At 65.7% G+C, this 11,099-nt stretch carries 10 protein-coding genes and 6 tRNA genes; 13 read left to right on the top strand and 3 right to left on the bottom strand.

The annotated features are described in order from the left end of the window. The 3 genes from I73_RS06535 to tig form a co-directional block, all read left to right on the top strand. The coding region (locus I73_RS06535; protein WP_026096391.1) for an efflux RND transporter permease subunit at positions 1–708 on the top strand (708 nt) is incomplete at its 5' end. 192 nt (positions 709–900) lie between these two features. Beyond that, a tRNA-Leu gene (locus tag I73_RS06530) sits at positions 901–987 on the top strand. 43 nt (positions 988–1,030) lie between these two features. Further along, positions 1,031–2,338 (top strand): trigger factor, encoded by a 1,308-nt coding sequence (gene tig, locus I73_RS06525; RefSeq protein ID WP_022979873.1) that lies wholly within the window; start codon positions 1,031–1,033, stop codon positions 2,336–2,338. Position 2,339: 1 nt separating this feature from the next. Here tig and I73_RS34415 read toward each other — a convergent pair whose 3' ends face one another. Continuing rightward, entirely contained in the window at positions 2,340–2,474 is a 135-nt protein-coding gene (locus tag I73_RS34415; protein WP_255348158.1) for a hypothetical protein, read from the bottom strand. A gap of 21 nt (positions 2,475–2,495) precedes the next feature. Here I73_RS34415 and clpP point away from each other — a divergent pair, with 21 nt between their 5' ends. From clpP to I73_RS06485, 8 genes are all read left to right on the top strand, one after another. After that, positions 2,496–3,104 (top strand): ATP-dependent Clp endopeptidase proteolytic subunit ClpP, encoded by a 609-nt coding sequence (clpP, locus tag I73_RS06520; protein ID WP_022979872.1) that lies wholly within the window; start codon positions 2,496–2,498, stop codon positions 3,102–3,104. Between the two features lie 57 nt (positions 3,105–3,161). Further along, positions 3,162–4,433, top strand: coding sequence for an ATP-dependent Clp protease ATP-binding subunit ClpX (gene clpX / locus I73_RS06515; protein WP_022979871.1), 1,272 nt, complete (start codon positions 3,162–3,164; stop codon positions 4,431–4,433). A 103-nt stretch (positions 4,434–4,536) separates the two neighbouring features. After that, entirely contained in the window at positions 4,537–6,963 is a 2,427-nt protein-coding gene (lon, locus tag I73_RS06510; RefSeq protein ID WP_022979870.1) for an endopeptidase La, read from the top strand. A 175-nt stretch (positions 6,964–7,138) separates the two neighbouring features. Beyond that, positions 7,139–7,214: transfer RNA gene (locus tag I73_RS06505), tRNA-Gly, on the top strand. Positions 7,215–7,287: 73 nt separating this feature from the next. Next, positions 7,288–7,361: transfer RNA gene (locus I73_RS06500), tRNA-Cys, on the top strand. A gap of 16 nt (positions 7,362–7,377) precedes the next feature. Beyond that, positions 7,378–7,453: transfer RNA gene (locus tag I73_RS06495), tRNA-Gly, on the top strand. Between the two features lie 61 nt (positions 7,454–7,514). Beyond that, positions 7,515–7,590 (top strand) — tRNA-Gly (locus I73_RS06490). An 89-nt stretch (positions 7,591–7,679) separates the two neighbouring features. Then, positions 7,680–7,768: transfer RNA gene (locus tag I73_RS06485), tRNA-Leu, on the top strand. A gap of 27 nt (positions 7,769–7,795) precedes the next feature. On the opposite strand, the gene murI is transcribed toward I73_RS06485, so the two are convergent. After that, complete coding sequence (gene murI, locus I73_RS06480) at positions 7,796–8,608, bottom strand: glutamate racemase (protein ID WP_022979869.1); 813 nt, start codon at positions 8,606–8,608, stop codon at positions 7,796–7,798. A gap of 228 nt (positions 8,609–8,836) precedes the next feature. Between murI and I73_RS06475 the strand changes: the two genes are divergently transcribed. Further along, a complete protein-coding gene (locus I73_RS06475) occupies positions 8,837–9,586 on the top strand; it encodes an electron transfer flavoprotein subunit beta/FixA family protein (RefSeq protein WP_022979868.1) in 750 nt (249 codons plus the stop codon). Between the two features lie 2 nt (positions 9,587–9,588). Further along, positions 9,589–10,521, top strand: coding sequence for an electron transfer flavoprotein subunit alpha/FixB family protein (locus I73_RS06470; RefSeq protein WP_022979867.1), 933 nt, complete (start codon positions 9,589–9,591; stop codon positions 10,519–10,521). Positions 10,522–10,573: 52 nt separating this feature from the next. On the opposite strand, the gene I73_RS06465 is transcribed toward I73_RS06470, so the two are convergent. Next, positions 10,574–10,921, bottom strand: a complete 348-nt coding sequence (locus I73_RS06465; RefSeq protein WP_022979866.1) for a hypothetical protein — start codon at positions 10,919–10,921, stop codon at positions 10,574–10,576. Positions 10,922–11,099 lie beyond the last annotated feature (178 nt).

Genomic DNA, 11,099 nt, shown 5'->3' with positions numbered 1-11,099 from the left:
GAGCAGGGCTGGGAGCCCGGCGTGCTCTGGCGGGATGCCCGCAAGTACGCCATCACCGTGCAGGGTGATGTGATCGAGGGGGTGCAGGGGGCCACCGTGAGCATGGCCCTGTGGCCCAAGCTTCAGGCCCTGCAGCAGCGCATGCCGCCGGACATGCGCATCGAGTTGGCCGGCGCAGTGGAGGAGAGCGCCAAGGGCCAAGGCTCCATCATGGTCGGCCTGCCGGTCATGGCCTTCCTGATGCTGACGCTGCTGATGCTGCAGCTGCAGAGCTTCTCGCGCGCCATGCTGGTCGTGCTGACCGCACCGCTGGGCATTGCCGGCGTGGCCGCCGCGCTGCTGCTGCTGGACCGGCCTTTCGGCTTCGTGGCCATGCTGGGCTTCATCGCCCTGGTGGGCATGATCATGCGCAACTCGGTGATCCTGATCGACCAGATCGAGCAGGACCGGTTGCGGGGCGTGCCCGCCTGGGAGGCCATCGTCGAATCGGCGGTGCGGCGTTTCCGGCCCATCGTGCTGACGGCCGCGGCCGCGGTGCTGGCCATGATCCCGCTCTCGCGCAGCGTGTTCTGGGGGCCGATGGCGGTGGCCATCATGGGGGGGCTGATCGCGGCCACGGCGCTGACCCTGCTGGCGCTGCCGGCCATGTATGCCGCGTGGTTCCGCGTGCGGCATCCCTCCGAGAGCGCGGCCAAGCCGACCGTCTGAGCCACTTTTTGCCATCCCGGGCGCCCCTTGGCGCCCGGCGGGCCGGTTGACCGATAGAATACGCGGTTTACCGGTTCGCCCGGGGTGGATGCCTGCGCCTTGAAAGGGCAGGGCGACCGCTCCGACACAACAGTCATCGGGACAGGTCCGGCGTGCCGGCGGCAGTCGATGCCGTCGCGCCGAGCCGGGAATGCGCGGGTGGCGAAATTGGTAGACGCACCAGGTTTAGGTCCTGACGCCTTCACGGGCGTGCCGGTTCGAGTCCGGCTCCGCGCACCACCCCCCATGACGTTTTCGTACACGCAACATCAGAGTTCGCACCATGGCAGTCAACGTTGAAACCCTCGAGAAGCTCGAACGCCGCATCACCCTGACGCTGGCGGCCAGCGAGATCAACTCCGAAGTCGAAGCCCGCCTGAAGAAGCTGGCCCGCACCGTCAAGGCCGATGGCTTCCGCCCCGGCAAGGTGCCGATGTCGGTCGTCGCCCAGCGCTACGGCTACTCGGTGCAGTACGAAGTGATGAACGACAAGCTGGGCCAGGCCTTTGCCCAGGCCGCCAACGAAGCGCAGCTGCGCGTGGCCGGTGTGCCCAACATCACCCAGAAGGACGAAGCGCCGGAAGGTCAGATGGCCTTCGACGCCACCTTCGAGGTCTACCCCGAAGTGAAGCTGGGTGATCTGTCGACCGCCGAGGTCGAGCGCGTGACCGCTGACGTGGACGACGCAGCCATCGACAAGACCGTGGACATCCTGCGCAAGCAGCGCCGCACCTTCGCCCAGCGTCCGGCCGACCAGGGCGCCGAGGCTGGCGACCGCGTCACCATCGACTTCGAAGGCAAGATCGATGGCGAACCCTTCCAGGGCGGCAAGGCCGAGGGTTTCCAGTTCCTGGTCGGTGAAGGCCAGATGCTGGAGCAGTTCGACGCCGCCGTGCGCGGCATGAAGGTCGGCGAGTCCAAGACCTTCCCGCTGCAGTTCCCGGCCGACTACCACGGTCAGGACGTGGCCGGCAAGGAAGCCGACTTCCTGGTGACCATGAAGAAGGTCGAGGCCCAACACCTGCCGGAAGTGACCGAGGACTTCGTCAAGTCCCTGGGCATCGAGGCCGGCACCGTCGAGGCCCTGCGCGCCGACGTGAAGAAGAACCTGGAGCGCGAGGTCAAGTTCCGCGTGCTGGCCCGCAACAAGGCCGCCGTGATGGACGCCCTGGTCAAGGTGGCCGAGCTGGACCTGCCCAAGGCCCTGATCACCGCGGAGACCGAGCGCCTGGTGTCTGGCGCCCGCGAAGACCTGAAGCAGCGTGGCGTCAAGGATGCCGACAAGACCCCGATCCCGGCCGAGATCTTCGCGCCGCAGGCCGAGAAGCGCGTGCGCCTGGGCCTGGTGGTGGGTGAGCTGGTGCGTGCCAACAACCTGCAGGCCAAGCCGGAACAGCTGCAGGCCCACATCGAGGAAATGGCCCAGTCCTACGAGAAGCCGGCCGAGGTGGTGCGCTGGTACCTGTCGGACCGTCAGCGCATGGCCGAGGTGGAAGCCGTGGTCATCGAGAACAATGTGACCGACTTCGTGCTGGCCCAGGCCAAGGTCACCGACAAGTCGCTGCCCTTCGACGAGCTGATGACGGCTTGAGTCACATCAAGCCCGCGCGGGGGTGGTTGCATCGGCCGGCCCCCTGAAGAATCGCCCGAGCCTGTTGGCCGGGCTTTTTTTCTTCGATCGCACGGTTTTTCTGCAGCGACATAATGGGCAGCAGGACAACCGTCACCATTTCTCCTGAAGGAGTTCCATGAGCGCACTGGACACCCAAGCCCTCGGCATGGTTCCCATGGTCATCGAGCAGTCGGGGCGCGGCGAGCGCGCCTACGACATCTATTCGCGCCTGCTGCGCGAGCGCATCGTCTTCCTGGTGGGGCCGGTCAACGACCAGAGTGCCAATCTGGTGGTCGCTCAGCTCCTGTTCCTGGAGAGCGAGAACCCTGACAAGGACATCTCGTTCTACATCAACTCCCCGGGCGGCAGCGTCAGCGCCGGCATGTCGATCTTCGACACCATGCAGTTCATCAAGCCGGACGTGTCGACGCTGTGCATCGGCATGGCCGCGAGCATGGGGGCCTTCCTGCTGGCCGCCGGGGCCAAGGGCAAGCGTTTCTCCCTGCCCAACAGCAAGGTCATGATCCACCAGCCGCTGGGCGGCGCCCAGGGTCAGGCCACGGACATCGAGATCCATGCCCGCGAGATCCTGAAGACCCGCGAGCAGCTCAACCGCATCCTGGCCGAGCGCACCGGTCAGCCGCTGGAGAAGATCCAGGCCGACACCGAGCGCGACTACTACATGTCCGCCGCCGAAGCCCAGAGCTATGGCCTGATCGACCAGGTTCTGGAGAAACGGGGCTGATCGGCGCTTGCTCTATCATCCCTCCACGGTTTCCTAGCACAGCCCAGGCACATATCCATGTCTGACAAGAAAGGCGCCTCTGGCGAAAAAGTCCTCTACTGCTCCTTCTGCGGAAAGAGTCAGCACGAGGTCAAGAAGCTCATCGCGGGACCTTCGGTCTTCATCTGCGACGAGTGCATCGAGCTGTGCAACGACATCATCCGGGACGAGACGCCGGCCGAGCCCAGCTCGGTCAAGTCCCCGGCCAAGTCGGATCTGCCCACCCCGTCCGAGATCAAGTCCAGCCTGGACCAGTACGTGATCGGACAGGAGACGGCCAAGCGCACGCTCTCGGTGGCGGTCTACAACCACTACAAGCGCCTCAAGCACATGGGCGCGAGCAAGGACGAGGTGGAGCTGGCCAAGAGCAACATCCTGCTCATCGGGCCCACCGGCTCCGGCAAGACCCTGCTGGCCCAGACGCTGGCGCGCCTGCTGAACGTGCCCTTCGTGATTGCCGACGCCACCACGCTGACCGAGGCCGGCTACGTGGGCGAGGACGTCGAGAACATCATCCAGAAACTGCTGCAGAACTGCAACTACGACGTGGAGCGGGCGCAGCGCGGCATCGTGTACATCGACGAGATCGACAAGATCTCCCGCAAGGCCGACAACCCCTCGATCACCCGCGACGTGTCGGGCGAGGGCGTGCAGCAGGCCCTGCTGAAGCTGGTCGAAGGCACCATGGCCAGCGTGCCGCCGCAGGGCGGGCGCAAGCATCCGAACCAGGACTTCCTGCAGATCGACACGACCAACATCCTGTTCATCTGCGGCGGCGCCTTCGACGGCCTGGAGAAGGTTATCCAGAACCGCACCGAGAAGTCCGGCATCGGCTTCGGTGCCACGGTGCACAGCAAGTCCGAGAAGCGGGTCTCCGAGGTCTTCCGCAACGTCGAGCCCGAGGATCTGGTGCGTTTCGGCCTGATCCCCGAACTGGTGGGTCGCCTGCCGGTGGTTGCCACGCTGGGCGAGCTGACGGAAGAGGCGCTGATCCAGATCCTGGTCGAGCCCAAGAACGCGCTGCTCAAGCAGTACCAGAAGTTGTTCTCGATGGACGGCGTGGAGCTGGAGATCCGTCCGACCGCCTTGAGTGCCATCGCCCGCCGCGCGCTCAAGCGCAAGACGGGTGCGCGTGGACTGCGCTCCATCATGGAGGGTGCCCTGATCGACACCATGTTCGAACTGCCCACCCTCGAGGGGGTGGCCAAGGTCGTGGTCGACGAGCACATCATCGAAGAGGGCGGCAAGCCCCTGCTGGTTTACAGGGAACAGGCCAAGGCCAGCGCCTGAGCCTGAATGTCCTTCCACGCCGGGCGATCAGCCCCTTGATGCGTCCGGCTTCTTGCAATCCAACCCTCGGGCCCCATGTGGGTCCGAGAAAGTGAGGCAATCCATGTCAGGACATCCCATCCTTCCCCCGGAACCGACCACGCTGCCGCTGCTGCCGCTGCGGGACGTGGTGGTGTTCCCCCACATGGTCATTCCGCTGTTCGTGGGGCGTCCCAAGTCGATCAAGGCCCTCGAGGCCGCGATGGATGCCGGCCGCCAGATCATGCTGGTGGCCCAGAAGGCCGCTGGCAAGGACGAACCGCGCGCCGAAGACCTGTTCAGCGTTGGTTGCGTGTCGAGCATCCTGCAGATGCTCAAGCTGCCTGACGGCACCGTGAAGGTGCTGGTCGAAGGCGTGCAGCGCGCCCACACCCAGAGCGTCAGCGATGCCGGCGAGCATTTCGTCGCCGAGGTGCTGCCGGTGGAGCCCGCGGGCGAGCCGACCCCCGAGGTCGAGGCCCTGCGTCGCGCGGTGACCCAGCAGTTCGACCAGTACGTCAAGCTCAACAAGAAGATCCCGCCGGAGATCCTGACCTCGATCGCCGGCATCGACGATCCGGGCCGTCTGGCCGACACCATCGCGGCCCATCTGCCGCTCAAGCTCGAATCCAAGCAGTCGGTGCTGGACCTGTTCGATGTGGCCCAGCGGCTGGAGAAGCTGCTGGAGCAGCTCGAGCACGAGGTCGACATCCTGCAGGTGGAAAAGCGCATCCGTGGCCGCGTCAAGCGCCAGATGGAGAAGAGCCAGCGCGAGTACTACCTGAACGAGCAGGTCAAGGCCATCCAGAAGGAGCTGGGCGACGGCGAAGAAGGCGCCGACCTGGAGGAGCTGGAAAAGAAGATCACCGCGGCCCGCATGCCCAAGGAGGCACGCAAGAAGGCCGAGGCCGAGCTCAAGAAGCTCAAGCTGATGTCGCCGATGTCGGCCGAGGCCACGGTGGTGCGCAACTACCTGGACACGCTGATCGGCCTGCCCTGGTCTCGCAAGACCAAGATCAAGCACGACCTGGGTCTGGCCGAGGAGGTGCTCAACGAGGACCACTACGGCCTGGAGAAGGTCAAGGACCGCATCCTCGAGTACCTCGCCGTGCAACAGCGCGTCGACAAGGTCAAGGCGCCCATCCTGTGCCTGGTGGGGCCCCCGGGCGTGGGCAAGACCTCGCTGGGGCAGTCCGTGGCGCGCGCCACGGGCCGCAAGTTCGTCCGCATGGCGCTGGGTGGCGTGCGTGACGAGGCCGAGATCCGTGGGCACCGCCGCACCTACATCGGCTCCATGCCGGGCAAGGTGCTGCAGAGCCTGACCAAGGTCGGCACGCGCAATCCGCTGTTCCTGCTCGACGAGATCGACAAGCTGGGCATGGACTTCCGGGGTGACCCGTCGTCGGCCCTGCTGGAGGTGCTCGACCCCGAGCAGAACCACACCTTCGGGGACCATTACATCGAGGTCGATTTCGACCTGTCCGATGTGATGTTCGTGGCCACCTCGAACTCGATGAACATCCCGCCGGCCCTGCTGGACCGGATGGAGGTCATCCGTCTGTCGGGCTACACCGAGGACGAGAAGCTCCACATCGCGCAGAAGTACTTGCTGCCCAAGCAGGCCAAGAACAACGGCGTGAAGGACGACGAGATGGAGGTCACCGAAGGCGCCATCCGCGGCATCATCCGTTACTACACCCGTGAAGCCGGTGTGCGTTCGCTCGAGCGCGAGATCTCCAAGATCTGCCGCAAGGTGGTCAAGGGGTTGCTGCTCAAGACCTATGCCGACAAGGTGGTGGTGACGGACGAGAACCTGCATGACTTCCTGGGGGTGCGCAAGTTCGACTTCGGCCGTGCCGAGAAGACCAACCAGGTCGGGCAGGTGGTCGGTCTGGCCTGGACGGAAGTGGGCGGCGATCTGCTGACCATCGAAGCCACGGCCATGCCGGGCAAGGGCAACATCATCCGCACCGGTTCGCTGGGCGACGTGATGAAGGAATCGGTCGAGGCTGCACGCACCGTGGTGCGCAGTCGCTCGCGCCGCCTGGGCATCAAGGACGAGCTGTTCGAGAAGCGCGACGTGCACGTTCACGTGCCCGATGGCGCCACGCCCAAGGATGGTCCCAGCGCCGGTGCGGCGATGACCACGGCCTTCGTCTCGGCGCTGACCGGCATCCCGGTGCGGGCGGATGTCGCCATGACGGGCGAGATCACGCTGCGCGGCGAGGTGACGGCCATTGGCGGCCTCAAGGAAAAGTTGCTGGCGGCCCATCGTGGTGGCATCAAGCTGGTGATGATCCCGGAGGAGAACGTCAAGGACCTCCAGGACATTCCGGACAACGTCAAGAGCCAGCTCGAGATCGTGCCGGTGCGCTGGATCGACAAGGTGCTGGAGGTGGCGCTGGAGCGTGCCCCGACGCCGCTGCCGGAAGAGGAAGTGGTGGCCGCTGCCGCGGCAGCGCCCGCGGAGGCGGCAGCCACCCCGGCCGCGGGGGATGTCCGTCCCCATTGAGGGGCAGTGCTTCGGCTGTCTTTCAAGATTTCTTGAAAGGCTTGCCGAAGTGCTGAAAGCATGCCTATAATGCGAGCTTTCCTGATGCGGCGCGGAAACGTCTGAGAAATCAGAAACGACCGGGCTGTGGTGTCACCAAACACAGATCAGGAAAACGTGTTCCGTCAGGAGCCATGCGGGAATAGCTCAGTTGGTAGAGCGCAACCTTGCCAAGGTTGAGGTCGCGAGTTCGAGCCTCGTTTCCCGCTCCAGATTCCGAAGGGAAGCCCCGGCTTCCCTTTTTCATCGGGTGGCAGCTGGCGCTACACTGTCTTCGGTTTCGAAGGCGCGATAGCAAAGCGGTTATGCAACGGATTGCAAATCCGTCTAGTCCAGTTCGACTCTGGATCGCGCCTCCAAGATTGAAGACGCCATGCGGGAATAGCTCAGTTGGTAGAGCGCAACCTTGCCAAGGTTGAGGTCGCGAGTTCGAGCCTCGTTTCCCGCTCCAAACACCAAACGGTCACGCCTTGTGCGGGGCCGGCGCCGGGGTCCAGCCCCGGTGATCCCAAGCGGGAATAGCTCAGTTGGTAGAGCGCAACCTTGCCAAGGTTGAGGTCGCGAGTTCGAGCCTCGTTTCCCGCTCCAGTCTCTTCAAAAAGGGAAGCCGTGAGGCTTCCCTTTTTTGTTGCCTGAGCGCGGGAGTGGTCTGGTGGGCCGCGATAATGCCGCCCCGTGCCCGGATGGCGGAACAGGCAGACGCAGCGGACTTAAAATCCGCCGCCCCTCACAGGGCGTACCGGTTCGAACCCGGTTCCGGGCACCAGCCGCCTCCCGCGGTGCTGCGCACCCGTCACAGATCGATGGTCCGGACCGGGGCCTCCAGCCCCAGGCCCTCGCGGGCCAGCCGCGCCAGCACGGTGGCATCACCGGTTGTTTCGAGCTGAACGGGGGCGATGGTCTCGCGCGGCAGACGCTGGCCGCTGCAATTGGGCCAGAGGTGCAAGGCGTGAGCCGCCACGGCATCGGCCGTGTCCAGCAACTGAACCTGCGGGCCCAGGCGGGCGGCAATGCGTTCGGCCACGAAGGGGTAGTGCGTGCAGCCCAGCACGACGGTGTCCGCGCCGGCCTGGATCACCGGTTCGCAATACCGGTCCAGCAGCGTGTCCAGGGCCGGGTCTGCCGGGCCGCCCGTTTCGATGGCGGCCGCCAGTCCCTTGCAGGGCACCCGGATCACTTCGCAGCCCTGGGCGAAGCGGTCGATCAGCGAATCGAAGCGGGGGCTGCTCAGTGTGGAAGGGGTGGCCAGCACGCCGATGCGACCATTGTTGCTGTGGCGCACGGCCGGTTTCACACCGGGCTCCACCCCCACCCAGGTGATGCCAGGATGGCGCTGGCGGAGGATGTCGATGGCCCGCGCTGTGGCGGTGTTGCAGGCCACGATGATCAGGCGCGCGCCCTGAGCCATCAGATGTTCCGTGACGCGAATGGAGCGCTGCAGGGCGTGGGCCGGATCGCGATCGCCGTAAGGGGCGTGGCCGGAGTCGGCCACATACAGCAGGGGAATGTCGCTGCGGCGGCGCCGCAATGCGCGCAGCACGGACAGGCCGCCCACGCCCGAATCGAAGATTCCGATGGGCGGGACGGGCGAAAGCGGGTCTGGCATGGTGCGGGAGTGGGGTCGGTAACGGGCTCGACCTAGGGTTGTCCCCAAGCATACGCGAGCCGCAGGGCCATCGTGGCAGCATAAAATAGAACGACCGTGCGATTTTTTGGATCGCTGGTGGGACAGTATCCCGCGTGCGCCTCTTGGCGCATCTCGGGTCAGGTCCTAGAATCCGACAGTTTACGTAAACGTCAAATCACTCAAACGATCCGACAGGAGCAACGCGAAATGAAGGTACTGGTAGCCGTCAAGCGCGTCGTCGACTACAACGTGAAGGTACGCGTGAAGTCCGACGGCACGGGGGTGGATCTGGCCAACGTGAAGATGAGCATGAACCCCTTTGACGAGATCGCCGTCGAAGAGGCGGTGCGCCTGAAGGAAAAGGGTGTGGTCACCGAGGTGGTGGCCGTGTCCTGCGGCGTGGCACAGTGCCAGGAGACCCTGCGCACCGCCATGGCCATCGGTGCCGACCGTGGCATCCTGGTCGAGACCGATGCCGAACTGCAGCCCCTGGCCGTCGCCAAGGTGCTCAAGGCGCTGGTCGACAAGGAGCAGCCGGCGCTGGTCATCCTGGGCAAGCAGGCCATCGACGATGACTGCAACCAGACCGGCCAGATGTTGGCCGCGTTGGCCGACTTGCCGCAGGCCACCTTCGCCTCCAAGGTCGAGGTGGCCGACGGCGCTGCCACCGTCACCCGCGAGGTGGACGGCGGTCTGGAGATCCTGAAGCTGAGCCTGCCGGCGGTGGTGACCACCGACCTGCGCCTGAACGAGCCGCGCTACGTCACGCTGCCCAACATCATGAAGGCCAAGAAGAAGCCGCTGGAGACCGTCAAGCCGGCCGACCTCGGCGTGGACGTGGCCCCGCGCATCAAGACGCTCAGCGTGGCCGAGCCGGCCAAGCGCAGCGCGGGCATCAAGGTGCCGGATGTCGCCACCCTGGTGGCCAAGCTCAAGACTGAAGCCAAGGTGATCTGAACATGGCCATCCTCGTCATTGCCGAACACGACAACGCCTCGATCAAGGGCGCGACCCTGAACACCGTGACCGCTGCGGCCCAGCTGGGTGCCGATGTGCATGTGCTGGTGGCCGGCCAGAATGCGGGCGCCGCCGCGCAGGCGGCCGCCCAGATTGCTGGCGTGGCCAAGGTGCTGCACGCCGATGGCGCCGGCCTGGGCGAAGGCCTGGCCGAGAACCTGGCCGCCCAGGTGTTGGCCATTGCCTCGGGCTACAGCCACATCCTGTTCCCGGCCACTGCCAGCGGCAAGAACGTGGCGCCCCGTGTGGCCGCCAAGCTCGACGTGGCCCAGCTCAGCGACATCACCAAGGTGGTGGGCGCCGACACCTTCGAGCGCCCCATCTACGCCGGCAACGCCATCGCCACCGTGCAGAGCGCCGACGCGGTCAAGGTCATCACCGTGCGTGGCACCGCCTTCGATGCGGCCGCCGCCACCGGCGGTGCGGCCGCCGTGGAGAGCGTCGCTGCTGTGGCCGCCAACGCCAAGAGCGGCTTCGTCGGTCGTGAAGTCACCAAGAGCGACCGTCCGGAGCTGACCGCCGCCAAGATCATCGTTTCCGGTGGTCGTGCGCTGGGCAGCAGCGAGAAGTTCAACGAGGTGCTGACGCCCCTGGCCGACAAGCTGGGTGCCGCACTGGGCGCCAGCCGCGCCGCGGTGGACGCCGGCTATGCGCCCAACGACTGGCAGGTGGGCCAGACCGGCAAGATCGTCGCGCCCCAGCTGTATGTGGCCTGCGGCATCTCCGGGGCCATCCAGCACCTGGCCGGCATGAAGGACTCCAAGGTGATCGTGGCGATCAACAAGGACCCGGAAGCGCCGATCTTCTCCGTGGCCGACTACGGTTTGGAAGCCGATCTGTTCACCGCCGTGCCGGAGCTGATCCAGGCACTCTGAGCCTGAATTCCAACCATGGACTGCCAAGGAGGGCGCCTGCGGGCGCCCTTTTTCATGGCTTGGTGAGGGAACGCTCCTGCGGGGTCCAGTCCGCATCGCAGCCCTGGCCGCTGGCGATCCAGCGTCCGGCATGCCGGTGGATCCATCGGCGCAGCGGGCGTGGCCAGCGGGCCAGCACCTCGTCCGGCGCGCTCAGCAGGCCGCAGCGGTAGCACTGCGCCGTCTCGCTCCAGCGCAGGGCCGCACAGGCGCCATGAAGCCGGCGACTGAGCAGCACCCCCACGGGGCAGGGGTCCAGGGCGCAGCACACGCCGCAGCCATTGCAATCCGCACCCACCGCGGGCTTGGCGGGGGCCTCAGGGTGGAGCCAGATGGTGCGCGACAGGGGGCTGCGGGGCATCGTGGCGGGACTTTGCCACTCAAGTTCGGCGTTGAATCTCCGATGACCCAGTGCTGTGCAGGGTAGTTGCCGGGCCGGTGGGTGGCACCATCGGTGCTACAGTCTCGCCCTGACAATTCAGGTCCTTCTGTGTCCCCTTGCTGATCCTACCCATTGGGCAGCAAGGCGGATCGCAATC

The organism is Ideonella sp. B508-1 (assembly GCF_000333615.1).
Lineage (GTDB): Bacteria > Pseudomonadota > Gammaproteobacteria > Burkholderiales > Burkholderiaceae_C > Ideonella.
Note: the sequence above shows the minus strand (reverse complement) of the source record. Positions and strands in the feature narration are given on the sequence as shown.

Coding starts and splice junctions, on each gene's coding strand:
- murI (WP_022979869.1), bottom strand. CDS start 8,608: ATGCCAGACCCGCTTTCGCCCGTCCCGCCCATCGGAATCTTCGATTCG.
- I73_RS06475 (WP_022979868.1), top strand. CDS start 8,837: ATGAAGGTACTGGTAGCCGTCAAGCGCGTCGTCGACTACAACGTGAAG.
- clpP (WP_022979872.1), top strand. CDS start 2,496: ATGAGCGCACTGGACACCCAAGCCCTCGGCATGGTTCCCATGGTCATC.
- tig (WP_022979873.1), top strand. CDS start 1,031: ATGGCAGTCAACGTTGAAACCCTCGAGAAGCTCGAACGCCGCATCACC.
- I73_RS06465 (WP_022979866.1), bottom strand. CDS start 10,921: ATGCCCCGCAGCCCCCTGTCGCGCACCATCTGGCTCCACCCTGAGGCC.
- clpX (WP_022979871.1), top strand. CDS start 3,162: ATGTCTGACAAGAAAGGCGCCTCTGGCGAAAAAGTCCTCTACTGCTCC.
- lon (WP_022979870.1), top strand. CDS start 4,537: ATGTCAGGACATCCCATCCTTCCCCCGGAACCGACCACGCTGCCGCTG.
- I73_RS06470 (WP_022979867.1), top strand. CDS start 9,589: ATGGCCATCCTCGTCATTGCCGAACACGACAACGCCTCGATCAAGGGC.